The sequence below is a fragment of the bacterium genome, from assembly GCA_016124905.1.
Lineage (GTDB): Bacteria > Pseudomonadota > Alphaproteobacteria > Rickettsiales > RI-342 > RI-342.
In genome coordinates this window covers 46982-65382 of the sequence record WGMV01000013.1, presented here as the reverse complement: position 1 = coordinate 65382, position 18401 = coordinate 46982, and the positions used below count along the sequence as shown (strand labels likewise).

15 protein-coding genes are annotated in these 18401 nt (G+C 58.0%); 10 read left to right on the top strand and 5 right to left on the bottom strand.

The window, feature by feature from the left end; translation table 11 throughout:
• The first annotated feature begins 47 nt into the window (after window positions 1–47).
• Window positions 48–1190 (top strand): molecular chaperone DnaJ, encoded by a 1143-nt coding sequence (gene dnaJ, locus GC177_04910; protein ID MBI1275295.1) that lies wholly within the window; start codon window positions 48–50, stop codon window positions 1188–1190.
• A 70-nt stretch (window positions 1191–1260) separates the two neighbouring features.
• The gene (locus GC177_04905; GenBank protein ID MBI1275294.1) at window positions 1261–2400 is read left to right on the top strand and encodes a hypothetical protein; all 1140 of its coding nucleotides are present in this window, start codon (window positions 1261–1263) and stop codon (window positions 2398–2400) included.
• A gap of 19 nt (window positions 2401–2419) precedes the next feature.
• Here GC177_04905 and GC177_04900 read toward each other — a convergent pair whose 3' ends face one another.
• A complete protein-coding gene (locus GC177_04900; GenBank protein ID MBI1275293.1) occupies window positions 2420–3343 on the bottom strand; it encodes a hypothetical protein in 924 nt (307 codons plus the stop codon).
• A 67-nt stretch (window positions 3344–3410) separates the two neighbouring features.
• Window positions 3411–5171 (bottom strand): hypothetical protein, encoded by a 1761-nt coding sequence (locus tag GC177_04895; GenBank protein MBI1275292.1) that lies wholly within the window; start codon window positions 5169–5171, stop codon window positions 3411–3413.
• A 155-nt stretch (window positions 5172–5326) separates the two neighbouring features.
• Here GC177_04895 and aceB point away from each other — a divergent pair, with 155 nt between their 5' ends.
• The 3 genes from aceB to GC177_04880 all read left to right on the top strand — a co-directional run bounded on the left by aceB (window position 5327) and on the right by GC177_04880 (window position 8687).
• Window positions 5327–6958, top strand: a complete 1632-nt coding sequence (gene aceB, locus GC177_04890; GenBank protein MBI1275291.1) for a malate synthase A — start codon at window positions 5327–5329, stop codon at window positions 6956–6958.
• Window positions 6924–8240 carry an isocitrate lyase gene (gene aceA, locus GC177_04885; protein MBI1275290.1) on the top strand — a complete coding sequence of 439 codons (1317 nt, stop codon included), beginning with the start codon at window positions 6924–6926 and terminating at the stop codon, window positions 8238–8240. The genes aceB and aceA overlap by 35 nt, the downstream gene beginning before the upstream one ends.
• Window positions 8241–8306: 66 nt before the next feature.
• Window positions 8307–8687: a hypothetical protein gene (locus GC177_04880; protein MBI1275289.1), complete on the top strand. Its 381-nt coding sequence runs from the start codon at window positions 8307–8309 to the stop codon at window positions 8685–8687.
• On the opposite strand, the gene GC177_04875 is transcribed toward GC177_04880, so the two are convergent.
• Window positions 8684–9421: a hypothetical protein gene (locus tag GC177_04875; GenBank protein MBI1275288.1), complete on the bottom strand. Its 738-nt coding sequence runs from the start codon at window positions 9419–9421 to the stop codon at window positions 8684–8686. The genes GC177_04880 and GC177_04875 overlap by 4 nt on opposite strands.
• Window positions 9422–9585: 164 nt before the next feature.
• Here GC177_04875 and guaB point away from each other — a divergent pair, with 164 nt between their 5' ends.
• The 5 genes from guaB (at window position 9586) to GC177_04850 (ending at window position 16549) form a co-directional block, all read left to right on the top strand.
• On the top strand, window positions 9586–11049 hold the full coding sequence (gene guaB, locus GC177_04870; protein MBI1275287.1) for an IMP dehydrogenase: 1464 nt from the start codon (window positions 9586–9588) through the stop codon (window positions 11047–11049).
• Window positions 11049–12308 (top strand): methyltransferase domain-containing protein, encoded by a 1260-nt coding sequence (locus GC177_04865; protein MBI1275286.1) that lies wholly within the window; start codon window positions 11049–11051, stop codon window positions 12306–12308. Before guaB ends, GC177_04865 begins: the two co-directional genes overlap by 1 nt.
• Window positions 12309–12418: 110 nt before the next feature.
• The gene (locus tag GC177_04860) at window positions 12419–13603 is read left to right on the top strand and encodes a peptidoglycan DD-metalloendopeptidase family protein (protein ID MBI1275285.1); all 1185 of its coding nucleotides are present in this window, start codon (window positions 12419–12421) and stop codon (window positions 13601–13603) included.
• Window positions 13572–14030: a polymer-forming cytoskeletal protein gene (locus GC177_04855; GenBank protein MBI1275284.1), complete on the top strand. Its 459-nt coding sequence runs from the start codon at window positions 13572–13574 to the stop codon at window positions 14028–14030. The genes GC177_04860 and GC177_04855 overlap by 32 nt, the downstream gene beginning before the upstream one ends.
• Before the next feature lie 275 nt (window positions 14031–14305).
• Window positions 14306–16549, top strand: a complete 2244-nt coding sequence (locus tag GC177_04850; protein ID MBI1275283.1) for a hypothetical protein — start codon at window positions 14306–14308, stop codon at window positions 16547–16549.
• Here GC177_04850 and GC177_04845 read toward each other — a convergent pair.
• The gene (locus GC177_04845) at window positions 16546–17277 is read right to left on the bottom strand and encodes a 23S rRNA methyltransferase (protein MBI1275282.1); all 732 of its coding nucleotides are present in this window, start codon (window positions 17275–17277) and stop codon (window positions 16546–16548) included. The genes GC177_04850 and GC177_04845 overlap by 4 nt on opposite strands.
• Window positions 17274–18368 carry a Ppx/GppA family phosphatase gene (locus GC177_04840; protein MBI1275281.1) on the bottom strand — a complete coding sequence of 365 codons (1095 nt, stop codon included), beginning with the start codon at window positions 18366–18368 and terminating at the stop codon, window positions 17274–17276. The genes GC177_04845 and GC177_04840 overlap by 4 nt, the downstream gene beginning before the upstream one ends.
• Between the last annotated feature and the right edge of the window lie 33 nt (window positions 18369–18401).

Here is an 18401-nt window from a genome sequence, read left to right as displayed (position 1 = left end):
TGTGGGAGAGGGATGGGGTGAGGGGGCCTTCGTAGCGCAGAGACACTATGGCCAAAGACTATTACGAACTACTCGGCGTTCAAAAGAACGCGACGGAAGCCGAACTCAAGGCGGCCTACCGCAAGCTGGCCATGAAATACCACCCGGACCGCAACCCGGGCGACAAGGAAGCCGAGCAAAAATTCAAGGAAATCAGCCAGGCATACGACGTTCTTAAGGATGAACAGAAACGCGCGGCCTATGATCGCTACGGCCACGCGGCTTTCGAAGGCGGCATGGGCGGCGGCGCGGGTGCGCAGAATTTCGATTTCTCCAATTTCTCCGATATTTTCGAGGACCTGTTCGGCGATTTCATGGGCGGCGCGGGCGCGGGCCGTCGTGGTGGCGGCGCGCAATCCGCCAGCCGCGGGGCCGACCTTCGCTACAATCTCGACATCTCGCTGGAAACCGCCTTCAAAGGCAAGGCCGAAAACATCACCGTCACCACGTCGGCCACCTGCGATGTGTGCGACGGCTCTGGCGGTGCCAACGGCAGCAAGCCCACCACCTGCGGCACCTGCAACGGCGCGGGCAAAGTGCGGCGCCAGCAGGGCTTTTTCATGGTGGAACATAGCTGCCAGACCTGCGGCGGCACTGGCAAGGTCATCAAGGATGCCTGCAAAAAATGCGCGGGCTCGGGTCGCATCCGCAAGGAAAAGACGCTCTCCGTCAACATCCCCGCCGGGGTGGAGGAGGGCACACGCATCCGCCTGGCGGGCGAGGGCGAGGCAGGGCTTCGCGGCGGTCCCGCGGGTGATCTCTATATTTTCATCTCCGTGCGTCCGCACCCCATTTTCAAGCGTGACGGCTCCAACATCCATTGCCGCGTACCCATCAAAATGACCACGGCCGCCATCGGCGGCACCATCGAGGTACCCACGCTCGACGGCACCAAGGCCCGCATCACCATCCCCGAGGGCACCCAGTCGGGCGACCAGTTCCGCCTGCGCGGCAAGGGCATGACCGTGATGCGCAGCAATGCGCGTGGCGACATGTATGTTCACGCCATGGTCGAAACCCCACGCAACCTTTCCAAAAAACAAAAAGAACAGCTTAAACAGTTCGACGAAACCGCAGGAAAGAACGTCAGCCCCGAATCCGAGGGCTTCTTCTCCAAGGTCAAGGAATTCTGGGACGATTTAAAAGAATAGCGGCTGGTGCTGGTTTGGTAATAAAAACTTCTACTTTTAGTGCCACAATCCTCCCAAGCGGAGGGTGTGAATGCAGGTCGATCTTTCAGGGCAGATTCAGGAAATCGTAGGCGATAAGGGCGATGTTGCCGGGCTTGTAAAGCTTTTCAATGAATACCGATTGGGCATTATCGCCAATTTTGAAGACAAGAAAATCGGCCGCCAACACGACGCTCCTTCCGTTATCATGAAGGCCATGGCCGACAGCTACGGTTCGGTGCTCACCATGCTGAGTCATGGCGCATGCCCCGATGAGGCCGTGAACGCCCTTGTGGCGCATATACCCGAAATATGCTGCGCGCCTATCCTGCCGATCGGTAACGGCAAGGAAGCCCTGGTGCTGGAAGTGGGAGACCGCGCTATCCGGCTGGGGTCGAACATCGCCAATTATTTTGTGAAATGCTTTGTGTTTAAAGATCGCGCCTTCGGGGATGGTTTTAAACGGGAACCTATCCCGCAGATTCTTCAAAGCTACGCCCTGATGGATATGGGAGAAACCTACGCAGAAGTCCTTCCCAACATCAACAGGCTCAACCTTGCCCAGCATGGGTTAAGGGCGTTGAGCAACGATGAGATAAATGCCTTTGGACTCGGCTGGCTCAAGGCCAATATCATCAATCCCCTGAGGGTCGCATGCCTTCTGCAGGGATACGATGTCGGGGATGAGCGTTACGATAATGTATGGGCATTCCAGCGGGAGGACGGTTCTTATATCGGTCTCTTCGGCGACTGCGGCGCGTCGCGCACATTGATGGATTCATTGGGTGAGGATGCCGTGGTGAAACAGTATATCGCATTGATGGAAGAGTATCTCGTGCAGGAAAATGCATTGGATGCAAACATTCAGGAAGAGGCCTGGAAGCTGGCTTTCAGCCAGGGCCCCGAAGGCCGTTTGACCTATTTCCGGACATTGTTTGAATTGTGCCGTCACCATTTGGATTTGGAGCAATGGAATGGTGTGCAGGATCGGCTCGGTTTTGATGAGCAACTTCCCGTAAGCCAGCCTCTGTCACTGGATGAAATAGACGAGCATATCGCGGCCAAATATCAGCAGCTGGATGAAACCAGATGCGATCGCAGCGCGGAAAAACTGGCCGAGATTTTCCAGAATGATTCCCATGTGATCAGCCTGGTCGCCGACCAGTTAAGGCTCAGGCCTCTTCAGCTATAAGCGGCTAACCGCTGACGGGTTAAAGGCCGCTGACCGCCGGTCCCCACAGATGGTCGCTGGCGAACTGGCTGAAATCATAAAAGCCGCATGCCTTATGGCCGAAAAGGTCTCTGGCTTCCAGCGGGTGTTTGGAAAGATCCTGCAGTGCCTCGTTGCAAAGCTGGGCGAGGTGGCTGTCCCTGTTATCGACGCATTCCAGCAGCTCGCACAACTCATTCAGCGTGGCCGTGATGGCCCCCGGCTCCACGTTAAAGCAGATCTTGCGCCCGAATACGTCGGATTTGAGCGTGAAGGCAAGCGCCCCGGCGCCATCCTTATTCCCCGTATCCCGTGTCAGCAGCAGGCCGATATTATGGTCCCGGTCGGAGCTGAAATAGTGCTTGAAGCGGATATCGGCGATGGAATCGGTGGCATGTTGCGAATCCATCATGATGATATCGTCATGGGCCACGGCTTTCCGCAAGGCGGTCTGATAGATATTGTCGCTGATGAACTGCCGCAGATCGGCCATACGCGGATGCTCGTAAACATATTGTCGCAGCCGCTCATCCGTCTCAAAGCGCTGGTAACCCGCATTGGTCCGCTTGATGGTCGGCTGGTCATGCGCGGTGAAATATTCGTTCATGATCTCGCGCAGAACCTGCCGCCACTCATCCTCATGCCGTTCAAATACGTCCCCGATCCATGGAATGACGGGAAGATGTCTGGAATTGCTCTGCAGAAGCGTCTGTATCACCTCATCGATGATGGAATTGATGTAAAGATTCTTGCTGAACGCACGCATCTCGCGCACCACTTCGGGTATCAGGACGATATCCACATGATGCCCGGTGCCTTCGTTGATGAGCTTGCGAAAGGCAAGCGCCTCCTGCACGCAGCCCGGGCTGAGGACGCAGGAATCAAGGTAAAGCACGATATTGGAATGGTCTGGGATTTGATACATGCCCTTTCATTAGGGCATGTTTTTGTCAGTTTCATGAAAAGAATGGCAGCAATGCAGAAAATGCACGTCATGCTGCGGCGGAAATGTCGCTTCCGTGCTGCGCAAACATGGCGGCGCAATGGCTGACAAGGGCGTCTTCTTGAACATGGTCAGGCAGTTGGCGAAGTGCACCCAGGGCGATGCCTTCCATCAAGCGCAGGAACGTCGGCGGGCTTTTTTCATCAAGCAAAGCCCCTTGAGGCAGTTCGTAAAGCCACTCCGGCAGAAAGGTTACATTGCCGTTCGGAGTGGAAGCATGCTCCAGGAAAGAGGCCCCCGCATCAGGGGTCAACTGATACCTTATATCACCCAGATCGTTTGCGGTTCTGAAAAAAGCATCCAGGTAAAAATTACCCCAGCTGGGGTTCAGCGCCACGTCCGCGTTCATGGCGGTCAGGTAATAGGTAAGCCCGAGCTGTGCCAGGGCCTGATGCGCGGCGGCGCCTTCCGGCGTGCTTTTGTCGATATGGGTTTTCGCCTTGTAAAGCGTGTCTTCCCAATGTTTGGCCACCTGCATGTTGGGCGACATGACCTGCACTTCCGCCACCACGGTATCGTCCGGTGTGTCATGCTTGCCGTCGGCATCGAAGGGGATCATGAATGTGCCGAACACCAACCCGCTGCGGCGCACTTCAACGCCGTTTGAGAACCCGCCCATGGAAACGCGCTGTTCCGGAAAGATGCTGCGCAGCCAGCCCGCCGGGTAAATCATGCCGTTTTCCGCATCCAGCCAGCCATAATTCTCACGCGGGATGATGTTGGATAGATCTCGGTTGGCAAGCTTGTTTAACACTTCATACAGTTTGTCGGGCGAATGGGGCAGCAATGTCGCGCGCGCGCCGTCCCTCACGAAGTTGGGATAGAAGGGGCGCACCAGCCCATGCCCGGTATGGTGGCGGTAAAAATGGTTCAGCACGTCCCACAGCGTTTTATCGCTGAAAACCACCCGATGGTCGGTTGAAAGATCGCCGCATTTCTTCACCAGCTGGCCGAGAAATTCTTCCGTATCCCGGTAAGCGCGGGAAGTATCCGGCTTGCCGTTATGCAGTTTATAATAAAGGCTTTCCTCGGATTTGCCTGCGGTAAGGTTGGTATCCACAATGCCCGGGCCGCCCATATTGTCCGCCGTGCGAATCAGCAGCCGGTTCAGGTTGTCCTGCACATCCTGGTGGCGCAGAATGGAATTATCCACATCCACATACGTAGGCTCGAGCAGATAGGTATAGAGCAGTTCCTGATGCTCGGGGGACAGGCTGGTGATAACGGCGTTGAGGCATTGTGAAAGCTTGAAGCCGAGTTCTTCCTCACCGTAATTAGTCAGCAATGCCTGATATTCATCCTCCAGCGCATAACGAAAGGCGCTCTCGCGCATGGTGATGCCGAATTCCTGCTGCAGGTCGCGCAGCCAGCCTTCCGGGTTGCGCAGGTCCAGCAACGAGCTTTGATGCCGCTCCAGCCAGTCATCCAGCTTTGCCAGGGTTTCATGGGCCCGTTGGGACAGCTGGTGCTTGCTGCGATCGCCCAGCGCGATGCCCACGCATTCATGGATGCCTTTGCCTTCCTGATATGCGGTGCCGAAGGCCAGGCGTTTGCCTTGGGGAACTCTCAGCTCCACCATAGCGCTTTCCATCACCGCATAGCCGATTGCCCGCTCCAGTTCCTGAATGTTGCTGTAGCGCGGGTTCATGCGCGCCACGAACTTGCGCCCATTGAAATTTCCATCACGCAGGCGATGCGCCGCGGCCCTAATTTCCGCCAATGTCTCAATGTCGAGGCGCTTTTCCGTCATAATCACCCTTGTTTGAAATCACTCTAAAGTCGTAATTTGAATTTTTTGTGTACGCCTGGGCCCTTTTCCATGCAAAAATGCATGCTGCGCCGCCACAAGAAAACAGCGACGAATCACGCCATGAAAAATGAACTTCCCATTCAAAAGGATAGAGCATGACCACCCTCGCATATTCCCTTGCGCCGAGCGAGCATAATTCCCTGAATCTGACCGATGCGCTTGCCCTGGTGGCGCAACTTCAGCAATCATTGGGGGAAAAGCGCAAGCAGCTGCTAGCAAGGCGTGTGGTTCGTCAGGCCGAGCTCGACAGCGGTATGAAACTGGATTTCCTTCCCGCCACCCGCTCCATCCGCGAAAGCCACTGGCGCGTAAAGCCCATCCCGGCTGATCTACAGGACCGCCGCGTGGAGATCACCGGCCCGGTGGACCGCAAAATGGTCATCAACGCGCTCAATTCCGGCGCGCGCTGCTTTATGGCCGATTTTGAGGATTCCCACAGCCCCACCTGGGAAGACACGCTTGCCGGTCAATGGAACCTTTACGACGCCGTGCGCGGCACCATTGAATATACCAGCCCGGAAGGCAAAGCCTACAAACTGAATGATAAAACCGCCACGCTCATCGTCCGCCCGCGCGGCTGGCATCTGGACGAAGCCCACATGCAAATGCATGGCGAGCCGGTATCCGGCAGCCTGTTCGATTTCGGCATCTTTCTTTATCTCAATGCCCACGCGCTGCTGGCGAAAAACAGCGGCCCCTATTTCTACCTCCCCAAGCTGGAAAGCCACGAGGAAGCCCGCCTCTGGGCCGAGGCCTTCACGCTGGCTGAAGAATACATGGGCCTGCCGCGCGGCACCATCAGCTGCACGGTACTCATCGAGACATTGCCCGCCAGTTTCGAGCTCAACGAAATCCTCTGGGAACTGCGCGACTACATTGTCGCCCTCAATTGCGGCCGGTGGGATTACATCTTCAGCGCCATCAAGAAACGCCGCGCCGACGATGCCTTTATCCTGCCCGACCGCGGCCAGGTCACCATGACCGCCCACATGATGCGCAGCTATTCCCGCCTCGTCATCCAAACCTGCCACAAGCGCGGCGCCATGGCCATGGGCGGCATGTCCGCCTTCATCCCGGTGAAGGACGACAAAGCCGCCAATGACAAGGCGCTCGCGCAGGTGAAGGCGGACAAGGAACGCGAAGCCACCGACGGCCACGACGGCACCTGGGTCGCGCACCCCGCGCTCGTCCCCGTGGCGATGGAGGTGTTCGACCGCCTCATGCCCACGCCCAACAACCTGAACCTGCTGCGCGAGGAATTCACCATCACCCGCGACGATTTGCTGACCGTGCCCGAAGGCACCATCACCGAAGCCGGGGTGAGGGGCAACATCCAGGTCTCGCTGCGCTACCTCGCCAGCTGGCTGAACGGGCAGGGCTGCGTGCCCATCTTCAACCTCATGGAAGATGCCGCCACCGCCGAAATCTCCCGCACCCAACTCTGGCAATGGCTCAACCACGGCGCAAAGCTGGATGACGGCAAACCCGTCACTGCCGACTGGCTCAAAAAAACCATGCAGGAGGAAAAAACCCTACTCCTGAAAGACATCCCCACCGGCTACAACGAGGAAAAGATCACCCAGGCCTTTGATTTGCTGAATGACCTGGTTTTCGCCCCCGATTGCAGGGATTTTTTAACCCTTCCGGCGTACCAATCGCTTATTGCATCGCACCATGAAGGAGAATCAAGCCATGTTCAAAGCCAAAAATCCCGTAAAGCAGCTTGAGGATTCCTGGAAGAAAGACGAACGCTGGAAAGGCATCGAGCGCCCCTACACGGCCGCCGACGTCGAACGCCTGCGCGGCACGGTGCAGATCGAATACACGCTGGCCAAACGCGGCGCGGCGCGCCTCTGGAACAGCCTGAAGAAAGAGCCCTATGTCAACGCCCTCGGCGCGCTGACCGGTAACCAGGCCATGCAGCAGGTGAAAGCGGGCCTTCAGGCCATTTACCTTTCCGGCTGGCAGGTTGCGGCGGATGCCAACACCGCGGGCCAGATGTACCCCGACCAGAGCCTTTACCCGGTCGATAGCGTCCCCAATGTCGTCCGCAAGATCAACCAGTGTTTGCAACGGGCGGACCAGATCCACCATGCCGAAGGCAAGGACAATATCGACTGGTTCGTGCCTATCGTGGCCGATGCCGAAGCCGGTTTCGGCGGCAACCTCAATGCCTTTGAACTGATGAAGGGCATGATCGAGGCCGGCGCCGCCGGAGTGCATTTTGAAGACCAGCTCGCCAGCGCCAAAAAATGCGGCCACATGGGCGGCAAGGTGCTCGTGCCCACACGCGAAGCGGTACAGAAACTCGCCGCCGCCCGCATGGCCGCCGACATCATGGGCGTGGACACGCTGATCGTCGCCCGTACCGATGCCAACGGTGCCTTCCTCATCACCAGCGACATCGATCCCGTCGACAAAGCCCTTTGCACCGGCAAACGCACGGTGGAAGGCTTCTATGAATATAAGGGTGGGCTGGATGCCGCCATCGCGCGCGGCCTGGCCTATGCGCCCTATGCCGACCTCATCTGGTGCGAAACCTCCACCCCGAGCATCGAGGAAGCGCAGAAATTCGCCCATGCCATTCACAAAAAATTCCCGGGCAAGATGCTGGCCTATAACTGCTCGCCCTCCTTCAACTGGAAAAAGAACCTCGACGACAAAACCATCGCCACCTTCCAGCGCGAGCTGGGCCTGATGGGCTATAAGTTCCAGTTCATCACGCTGGCCGGTTTCCACAGCCTCAATCACGGCATGTTCGATTTGGCCATGGCCTATAAAGAGCGCGGCATGAGCGGCTATGTAGAGCTTCAGGAGCGCGAATTCGCCGATGAAAAACGTGGCTTCACCGCCGTGAAACACCAACGCGAGGTCGGCACCGGCTATTTCGATCTGGTCGCCACCGCCATTTCAGGCGGGGAAACTTCGCTGACCGCCCTTAAAGGCTCGACGGAAGAAGAGCAGTTCGACGAGCACGGCCACAAGGTGAAGGCAAAGAAAAAGGCTTAAAAGCTCACGTTAATCCAATATTATACCGGCTGTGATACAAAGCTCTGAGAAGCTTTGAGAGGCGGCATGGGCTATCGTCGGCATTTCGGTGAATATGAGGTGGCTATCTTTAGCGCCGGCGAACGTGAGCACCCGCCGGCCCATGTGCATGTCTATAAGAAACAGGGCAAGGAGGACGTGGTGGAAGCCAAGTTTCGTCTGTGCCTGAACGCGGCGCGCAACGCACCGTTGCTGGATGAGAGCCAGGTGCTCTTTTACCTGACCGAACCGACCCCCGGCAAAGCGGTGCTGGATATGGACGACCGCCTCAAGCACCCGCGCATGGTCGGAAAAGACCTGGAAGGTGCGCAAAAACTGGTGGATCAGCATTTCGCCGATCTCGCGCTGGAATGGATGTCCCAGCATCAGGGCAGAGGAACGGCGCTGGATTTTCAGAAAATGGGTTAGCGCCCAAGCCCGTCAGGCACTACGTTCAGCTCCCTGCGCTGCAAAAATTCCGGCACAAAACGGCTGTAAATGACTTCCTGCATGTCGCGAGCGAAGCGTTCTTCCACATACAATTCCCGCTCCTGTTCCTGCGCGGCGAATTGCGCCAGCATCTGGTCAGGCGTAGGGGCTTCGTGCGGCACAAGATTGCTGAGAAAGGGTGATTGATAACCCTCCGTTTCCGAATAAGTATGCACATGTTGAAGGATGCGGAACGCCATTTCGGTATTCTCCTCATCCGAATATTCCATGTGATGCAGCTCCATATTCAGCCCTAATTTCAACAATGGGCTCAGGTAATCCAGCAGCACAAGGTCTTCCGGCGGCAGGTTTCTGCCACGAATCCTGTGGAAATTCGGCATGGCCGCATAGGTGCATTTTTCCCAATATTCATGTGCCACGCTGCCTTTATGCATGTCAAACGCCTCATCAATAGGCATGCACACCCAGCTTTGCGGCGCATTTTCACCGCCTTTAAAACGAAACTGGTGCGCCGTCGGGTCAATTAAAATAACGCCATGATCGTCGGACAGGGCAAAAATCACTGCATGCTGCGGCCCGTTTTGCATATACATTTCAATGGCAGGAACGCCCCAGCTTTTTAGGTAAGGGGTGATGATATGGCAGAATTCGGCGCATTTGCCGCCCACATACCCGTGCTCCATCTGGTCGAAAACCGATGTATGGGTAAGCATGCGTCTGATTTCTTCAAGGGTAGCCATGGAAATGCGCGATATTGGTATCGAGGCCGATATAATAGAAAAAAACCCTTAATTTTTGACCAATGTGAACATTTGGGTGACAGCCGCCCGCTTTTGGGTTATGACGCGCTGCAACCTTCAACCATGGTTGCATATCTATGGCTCATATCCGCGAAGCCCTGACGTTTGATGACGTCCTCCTTGTTCCTGCCCATTCCACCCTTGTGCCGTCCGAGGCCAAAACCACCACGCGCCTGACGCGCGACATTGCGCTCAACATCCCCGTCATGTCCGCCGCGATGGACACGGTGACGGAAAGCAAGCTCGCCATCGCCATGGCTCAGCAGGGCGGCATCGGCGTGATTCACAAAAACATGACGCCCGAGGAACAGGCCGACGAAGTCCGCCGGGTAAAGAAATTCGAATCCGGCATGGTGGTCAACCCCATCACCATCCAGCCCACCGCCACCCTGGCCGATGCCTACGCGCTGATGGATGCGCACGGCATTTCCGGCATCCCGGTGGTGGAAAAGGGCGGCAAGCTGCTCGGCATCCTCACCAACCGCGACGTGCGTTTCGCCAGCAACCAGAAGCAGCCGGTCGCCGAGTTGATGACCAAGGATAATCTCGTCACCGTCAGCGAGGATGTGAGCCAGGACGAAGCGCGTCGGCTGCTGCATCAGCACCGCATCGAAAAAATCATCGTGGTCGACAAAGCCTACCGCTGCGTGGGGCTTATCACCGTAAAGGACATTGAAAAATCCCGCCTCTTCCCCAATGCCGCCAAGGATGCCAAGGGCCGCCTGCGCGTGGCTGCCGCCGTCGGCACCGGTGAGGCTGGCATCGCCCGCGCCAAACTGCTTATTGAAGCCGAGGCCGACGCGGTCGTGGTGGATACCGCCCACGGCCATTCCCAGGGCGTGCTGGACACGGTGAAGAAGCTCCGCGCCGCTTATCCCAAACAGGCCATCATCGCAGGTAACATCGCCACCGCCGCCGCTGCTGAAGCCCTCGTGAAAGCGGGTGCGGACGCGGTCAAGGTCGGCATCGGGCCGGGCTCCATCTGCACCACGCGCATCGTCGCCGGTGTGGGTGTGCCGCAGCTCACCGCCATCATGGATGTGGTGACCTGGTGCAAAGCGAAGAACATTCCCGTCATCGCCGATGGCGGCATCAAATACAGCGGCGATCTCGCCAAGGCCATCGCCGCCGGGGCGGATGTGGTGATGATCGGCTCGCTCTTTGCGGGCACCGAGGAAAGCCCCGGCGAGGAGATCCTCTATCAGGGCCGTTCCTACAAAGCCTATCGCGGCATGGGCAGCCTGGGCGCCATGGCGCGAGGCTCGGCCGACCGCTACTTCCAGCAGGACATGAAAGACAGCATGAAACTCGTGCCCGAAGGCGTGGAAGGCCGCGTGCCCTTCAAAGGCCCGCTGGCAGGCGTGGTGCATCAGCTCGTCGGCGGCCTGAAAGCCGCCATGGGCTATACCGGCAACGGCAGCATCCAGGACATGCAGGCCAAAAGCGAGTTCATCCGCATTACCAACGCAGGCCTGCGCGAAAGCCACGCGCACGACATCACCATCACGCAGGAAGCGCCGAACTACCGCGCCGCCGCCTGATGAAGCAGGCTGCCCGCTACCAGGCATTGGCCGAACTGTTCGATGCCGTATTAAGCGGGCAGGGCGTGGCGGACCGTATCCTTGGCGCTTACCTGCGTGAGCGCGGTTATATCGGCAGCGGCGACCGCCGCTTCATCACCGAGCGTTTCTGGCAATCCCTGCGTCAGTGGCAAAGCCTGATATGGCAGGCGCAGCAGCTCGGCATGCCGCTGACCGGCCGCAGCCTGATGCTGTTGAATGCCGATATATCCGGCTTCGACGGCAGTGCCTACAGCCCCGAACCATTGACCGAAACGGAAACTTCCGCGCTTGCCGCGCGGCCGTCCCTGCCCCTGCCGCCCGCCCACATCGCCGCCAACCTGCTGGAATGGAATCACCAGCTGCTGGCCGCTCAATATGGCGATGAACTTCCCGCCCTGCTGGCCGCCATGGATGAGGAAGCGCCCACCACCCTCCGCACCAACCGCCTCAAAACCACGCGCGAGAAACTGTTGGACGCCCTCTCCAAAGCAGGCATCGCTGCCCGGCCCGGCCTGTATTCCCCTGATGGTGTCATCTTGGAAAAGCGCATGAACATCAGCGCGCTCAAGCCTTTCCAGGATGGCTGGTGCGAAGTGCAGGACGAAGCCTCCCAGCTCATCGCCATGGCCGCCGATGCCAAACCCGGCATGAAGGTGATCGACCTCTGCGCGGGCGCGGGCGGCAAAACGCTCGCCATAGCCGCCGCCATGCAGAACAAGGGCGAGATCATCGCCTGCGACATCGACCGAACCCGCCTGAATGAACTGGAAAAACGGGCCAGACGGGCAGGGGTCGCCATCATCCGCCCCCATCTCCTCGACGAAACGCGCCCCATATCCGGTCAATTACCCGAACAATCGGCTGATCTGGTGCTGGTGGACGCGCCATGTTCCGGCTCCGGCACCTGGCGCCGCGCGCCGGACAGCCGCTGGCGCTATGAGGAACAGGGCCTGATGCATTTCACCGGCCTGCAAACCCGGCTTGTGTCCGATGCCGCCCCTCTGGTCAAACCCGGCGGCAGGCTGATATACGCGACCTGCTCCATCTACCGGCAGGAGAATCATGACGTTGTCGATGAAATTGCCAAAAACATACAATATCTTGTAGGGGAAACCTTACCTGAAACCATAGCGGCTGTGGATAAGAAAAATCCAAAATCCATCAGCTCTCGCTTGCAATTAACTCCCCACCTCCATAAAACAGATGGAATGTTTATGGCGTCATTTCGCCGCACATAATGATGGCATGGCAAAGCATCATGCCACACTGGCAGGCTCTGGGGGATTGCTGGTTGGACCAAGGGTCGATCCGCAATCGGTTGGGAAAATAAGACGGCAAAGGTTAGTTGGTGAAGGCACTGAAACGCACCATCCGGCAGCTTTTTTCTGAGAGAAAGATCATCATCATCTCAGATTCGAAGGTGCGTAACATACCGGTGAACAGCCGTTTGCAGGGGCTTGTTGCGCTCGGTGTGATCGGTGGTCTGCTGTGGTTTTCCTATTCCACCGGGGTCTATTTCGGTTACCAGAAAACGCTCGATACCAAGCAGGAAGCCATTCTGGAAATGAACCAGAAGAATAATGAGCTTTCCGCGCAGAACAGCCTGATGTATCGCGACATGATGCGCCTCGTGAAAGAAGGCGGCGCCGAAGGCAAGCCCGAATATCAGAGCTTCCTGCTCGACCATTATGCTGGCAGCGAGCCCGCGCCCAAGGCCGAAGGCTCCGCCGTGCTGGAGCGCATCGGTTACCTGGAGACCCGTCTTACCGAACTGCAGAATTATCAGCAGAATTTCTTGAGCAACCTCAGCCAGCGCGCCGGGGTACAGATTGAAGACCTGCGCAAGATTATCGAGATGACCGGCCTTTCGGTGGACACCATGGCACCCGCCAAAAAAGCCATGCCGCATGAGCGCGAGGCCTCCGCCGCCGGCCAATCTTCAGATAATCCCGCTCCCGCCATCGCCAGCGATTCAGACAATCAGGATTACAAGAATCAGGGCGGCCCTTACATCGCCGCCAAGCCCATTTCCTACAGCACGCCGAACGAGGATGAGGTGGTCAAGCAGGTCGCCCGCCTGATTCAGCTGAACAACCTCTATGACAATCTTCCCCTTTCCTTCCCGGTGAAGGAAGGCCGCATGACCAGCGGCTTCGGCGCCCGCCGCGATCCGCTGACGCGCCGCCTGGCCGTGCATTATGGTCTGGATTTCGCCGCTCCTCCCAACTCGCTGGCCTATTGCACGGCGCCCGGTAAGGTGGTCCGTGCAGAGCGCGATGGCGCATACGGCAACCTGGTGATCGTGGATCATGGCAATGGCCTCAGCACGCGTTATGCCCACCTCAGCCGCATCGATGTCAAGGTCGGTCAGCAGGTGAGCCGCGGCAGCGCCGTCGGCCTTCAGGGCAGCACGGGCCGCTCCACCGGCAACCACGTGCATTACGAAGTGCGCTGGAACGACAAACCCATGGACCCCAAAAATTTCATCAAGGCAGGTATCTATGCTCGGCAAAAAAGACAGCAAACCAACTAACGAAAAGAAAGTCCGTTCCGGTAAGGTCGGCGTGCCGTCCGTGCTGGGCGATGACTTGAACATCCTGGGCAACCTGATCAGCGATGGCTATATCGACATCAACGGCCATATCGAAGGCAATGTGAAATGCGAATCGCTCACCATCCGTGAAAACGGCAATGTCCGTGGTGATGTGGTGGCCAATGTGGTGCATATCCATGGCGAAGTGAACGGCATCATCAAGGCGAAATCCGTCAATCTTGCCTCCACCGCGCGCGTGAAAGGCGTCATCATCCATGAGACCATGTCCATGCAGGACGGCGCTTTCATCGATGGCCAGTGCAAACGCAGCGAGCGCCATCACGTGATCGAAAACGCCAAGGAAGCCGCCGCCGAGCCCAAGCTCGAACTCATCGAGAACGTCCGCGTCCTCACCAGCGCAAAGTGACAGTTTTCTTGGCTTGCGCAGCAAGCCTTAGAAAACTGTCATCCTCGGGCGCGCGCAGCGCGAACCGTGGATCCCGGCATTTATGCGTAGCAAGCCTTAGAAAACTGTCATCCTGAGCACAGCGAAGGATCCAGAGCATCCACTCCTAAATCAGCAGAAAGGCTTGCCCGTAACGGCAAGCCTTTCATTTTTTGCATGCGAGCAGTGCCATAATAATCTTGCCGCCGGAAGCAACGCCCCATAGTCTCTATTCATAAAAATGAACAGGGATATGGATGATGGCTTCGGAACGAACCGCGCTTGGTGCGCGATATGCGTGGCGCGTAAATTCACCACAACAGGCGGATTACTCACTCGTCAATGACATGGGGTTGATTGCCTCGTCCATTGCGCAGGCGCGCCTTGCCGGTGAAATGCAGGATAAGGATTTCTTTCCCGGTTTGGGGGAATCCATCGACGATGTGCCTCCCTCCCAGATGGAAGACATGCACACGGCCGTGCGCATATTCAGCAAAGCCTACAAGGCCATAGTGGAAGCGCAGAAACAAGGCGATCCCATCCCGAAAATCACCGTCTACGGCGATTTTGATACCGACGGCATCACCGCCACCGCCATCATGGTGGACTGGCTCCGCGATACCATCGGCGCGGAGAATGTCCTCTATTACTGCCCCACCCGCAAGGAAGGCCACGGCCCCAATTACCGTGCGCTTGATGCCCTGATAAAAGAGGGCGCCGGTACTTTCATTTTTGTGGATTGCGCCATCGGCAGCCACGAGGAGATCGCCTACCTCAACAAAAAGGATCATGACGTCATCATCCTGGACCATCACGAAGTGGATGAGGAGATGGGCGTTCCTCAGGTCAGGATCTCATCTAAAATCAAGGCCGAGGTCGCAGCGGTGGATCCCGCCCGCCCCGATGATCTGAGCGGGCTGCACGGCATTTCGGGCGCGGCGGTGGCCTATCAGTTCATCCGCAAGGTCCAGCAATGGGAGGAATACCAGAAGGATTATAAATGGATCGACGACCATCTGGTGCTGCCGCCGCAAAAAATGGGAGCGGAGGAGCTGCGCCAGCGTTACAAACCTTCCGTCACGCTTTCCACGGTGGCGGATGTCATGCCGCTGAACCGCTACAACCGTAGCTTCGTGGCCCAAGGGTTGGCGCTGCTGCAGATGATGCGCGAAGGCTCGCTGGAAAACGCCTTGCCGGGGCTGAATTATTTTATCCAGCTGGCCATGCCGCGTTACCAGCAGATCAATGCCAGGAACAAATCAATCGACCCTGAAATCAAGCTCAGAAACAAGGAAGCCCAATACCTCAACCCCGATGCGGTGGTCGCCAAGAATATCGGGTTCGATCTCGGTCCGCTTTTGAACTCCGCCAACCGAATGCATCACCTGATGACGCAGAATGAGTTGGACCTGATACCCGAAAGCCAGGGGCGTGTGGGGGAACCCAACCTAGCGCTGGAGATGCTGCTGAGCCAGGATGCAGATGCCGTGCGCAGCCTGTTCTCCATCCTCCAGCAATGGAACAGCCAGCGTAAGAAAACCGTCGAGGAGTGGATGCAAAATGTCGGTGAGCAAACAACGATAAGCGAACAGGACAACGTCATCTGGTACATCGATGAGACTGGCACCATGCCGGGCGGTATTGCCGGGCTGCTGGCAGGAAAATTGTCGGACACCTATGGCCGCCCGGCAGTGGTCGGGGCCATTCGTAGTGGCCGCGCCAGTGCTTCTGCGCGCGCTCCCTGGGGAGCGGATATCGGCCATGCACTGAGGGTTGCCATGCAGGAAAACAACATTGCCGGGCGCACGGGCGGCCATGCCGGCGCGGCCGGTTTCAACAGCGTGCCGCCGGAGGAACTGGATACATTCCGCTCCGCCGTGAACCGGCAATTGAAAAGCTACCGGACTCCGGCCTTCCGTGTGGACGGCATCCTGCCGGCGGACCGGCTTCAGGATATAGGCCAGCTGGCCGAGCAGCTAAGCCTTATGGAACCGTTTGGCGAAGGCAACCGCGCGCCGATTTTCCTCATCGCCAACGCCCAGTTCATCTACCCTGAACCGAAGGAGGAAGTGGGGCAGGTAGATGCGGAAAAACCCAAACGCCCGCATCAATTCTACACCGTCGGCGATGGCGAAGGGCACGAAGCGTCGGCTGTCATCTGGAACGTAGCCGACAAACCTCAGCTAAGGGATATGCTGAATCTCATATATGCCGAGGCGCGCAACCGTGAGGAGCTTCATAGCCAGCCGCTGCAAATGCTGGCCGAACTGGAGAAATATTTTGATAAAGGGGAGGCCAAATACCGCCTGCTTCCTATTGATATACTGCCCGTTCCCCTGCAGCCGAACATGAATGGCCCCGATCGATGGGTGACGGACGTGGCGGTCGAGCAACAATGGAATGTGGTGGATGCGGAATATTCCAGCAACATTGCCCGTGTCGCCAACAAATGGCAGGAGCTGTGGGACCAGACACCACGTAGCGAACCCAGCGCGGCCTAACCTTTAAAACCAGTGCATACCAGAAAATGCTCCGCCGATTCCTGCCTGCTGGAATCCGGCTTCACATGGCGTACCTTGCCGAAGCGTGTGCGCAGACGATTGACGAAAACCTGCGTTTCCGAGCCCTGAATCATCTTGGTGACGAAGCTGCCGCCGGTGGCCAGAATTTTCTCCGCCAGGTCAAGCGCGGCTTCCGCCAGCGCCATGGTGCGCAGATGGTCGGTCGCCGCATGCCCGGTGAAAGAGGGTGCCATGTCGGACAGCACCACATCCACCTTCTTGCCGCCCGCCTCGCGGATGATGGCGGCTTCGGCGCCTTCGCTCAAAAAATCCATCTCCATCATCACCGCGCCCGCCATCGGCGCGATGGCCAGCCGGTCCACGGCGAAGACGGAGGGCTTGTCGCGTTCATCCGCCCTGGTGATGATGCAGGCGATCTGCGTCCATCCGCCCGGCGCCGCGCCAAGGTCCACCACGCGCATGCCCGGTTTCAGCAGCTGGAATTTCTCATTCAGGTCAAGCAGCTTATACGCTGCGCGGGAACGATAGCCATCGGCTTTCGCCCGGTGCACATAGGGATCGTTCAACTGCCGCTGCAGCCAGAGCGTGGAGGAGGTCTTGCGTCCGCGCGCCGTCTTCACCCGCGTGCTGAGGTAACGCTGCCCGCCCGTTTTGCTGACGCTGCCGCCGCCTGGCTTTTTGCCGCCTGAGCCTGTTTTGCCGCTCATCCGTGAAAATTCTTCTGAAAGAGGGAAAGCAGAATGCCCTCGCGCACGCCGCGGTCGGCAATGGTGATGGACTGCATGGTGGTGGCCTCGCACGCCGCCTGCAGGATGCTGCACCCGGCCATGAGGAAATCCGCCCGCTCGGTGCCGATGCAGGCATTGGCCTGCAGCGTCTCGAACGGCTGCTGCAGCAATTCGGCGATCAGCTGCTGGAGCGCGGGCACGTCCATGCGCATGCCATCCACCTGGCGGCGGTCGTAACGTGGCAATTGCTTGTACAGCGCCCCCAGCGTCGTCACCGTGCCGGAGCAGCAGATCATCTGCACATAGTAACGCTGCATCAGCTCCGTAAAACGGTGCCGCTCGGTGAATTGCTGGAACGGCCCGCGCAGCTCGGTGAGCAACTCACCGTAGCGCGCGGCATCGATGCGGCGCGCATTGTATTTTTCCGCCGCCGACATCACACCCACGGGGTAGGATTCCCACCCCACCACACGCGGTGCCAGCACGTTGCGCATATCCACCAGCATCATCTCCGTGCTGCCGCCGCCGATATCGAGCATCAGGCAGTAATCCGTCACGGAATCCAGCAGCGGTGAACAGCCCATGAAGGCCAGTACCGCTTCGTCCTTATGGCTGATGATGTTGAGGTTCAGCCCCGTCTGGTCTTTCACGCGTTGGATGAACTCGCCGCCATTGGCCGCCTGGCGGCAGGCCTCGGTCGCCACAAAGTGACTATCCACCACGTTATAATTCTGGAGTTTTTCCGAACAATGCTTAAGCGCCGCCAGCGTGCGTTCCATCGCTGCGTCCGAAAGCCGCCCCGCATGGCTTAACCCTTCGCCCAGCCGTACGATTTCCGAATAGCTGTCGATCACTTTCAGCCGTCCGCGTTCCTCACGCGCCACCATCAGGCGGCAATTATTGGTGCCGAGGTCGAGTGCGGCATAGACGGGGGTGTTTTTGTCGATGGGTAGACGTTCATAGGGAGCATGCGTGCGCTCACGCCGCTCCCCATGCCGCTTGCCATGGGGCTCATGCGCCGAATCATGGCCAGGCTCACGCCCGGCATGAAAATAGCCAGTATAGGTCATTGGGCTTAGCCCTTTTATTTTTTGTTTCGAACT

Bases quoted from the DNA above. Each gene is read 5' to 3' on its own strand.
- GC177_04850 (MBI1275283.1), top strand. From the start codon at position 14,306: ATGATGGCTTCGGAACGAACCGCGCTTGGTGCGCGATATGCGTGGCGC.
- GC177_04875 (MBI1275288.1), bottom strand. From the start codon at position 9,421: ATGCTTACCCATACATCGGTTTTCGACCAGATGGAGCACGGGTATGTG.
- GC177_04880 (MBI1275289.1), top strand. From the start codon at position 8,307: ATGGGCTATCGTCGGCATTTCGGTGAATATGAGGTGGCTATCTTTAGC.
- aceA (MBI1275290.1), top strand. From the start codon at position 6,924: ATGTTCAAAGCCAAAAATCCCGTAAAGCAGCTTGAGGATTCCTGGAAG.
- aceB (MBI1275291.1), top strand. From the start codon at position 5,327: ATGACCACCCTCGCATATTCCCTTGCGCCGAGCGAGCATAATTCCCTG.
- GC177_04895 (MBI1275292.1), bottom strand. From the start codon at position 5,171: ATGACGGAAAAGCGCCTCGACATTGAGACATTGGCGGAAATTAGGGCC.
- GC177_04840 (MBI1275281.1), bottom strand. From the start codon at position 18,368: ATGACCTATACTGGCTATTTTCATGCCGGGCGTGAGCCTGGCCATGAT.
- GC177_04905 (MBI1275294.1), top strand. From the start codon at position 1,261: ATGCAGGTCGATCTTTCAGGGCAGATTCAGGAAATCGTAGGCGATAAG.
- GC177_04865 (MBI1275286.1), top strand. From the start codon at position 11,049: ATGAAGCAGGCTGCCCGCTACCAGGCATTGGCCGAACTGTTCGATGCC.
- dnaJ (MBI1275295.1), top strand. From the start codon at position 48: ATGGCCAAAGACTATTACGAACTACTCGGCGTTCAAAAGAACGCGACG.
- GC177_04855 (MBI1275284.1), top strand. From the start codon at position 13,572: ATGCTCGGCAAAAAAGACAGCAAACCAACTAACGAAAAGAAAGTCCGT.
- GC177_04845 (MBI1275282.1), bottom strand. From the start codon at position 17,277: ATGAGCGGCAAAACAGGCTCAGGCGGCAAAAAGCCAGGCGGCGGCAGC.
- guaB (MBI1275287.1), top strand. From the start codon at position 9,586: ATGGCTCATATCCGCGAAGCCCTGACGTTTGATGACGTCCTCCTTGTT.
- GC177_04900 (MBI1275293.1), bottom strand. From the start codon at position 3,343: ATGTATCAAATCCCAGACCATTCCAATATCGTGCTTTACCTTGATTCC.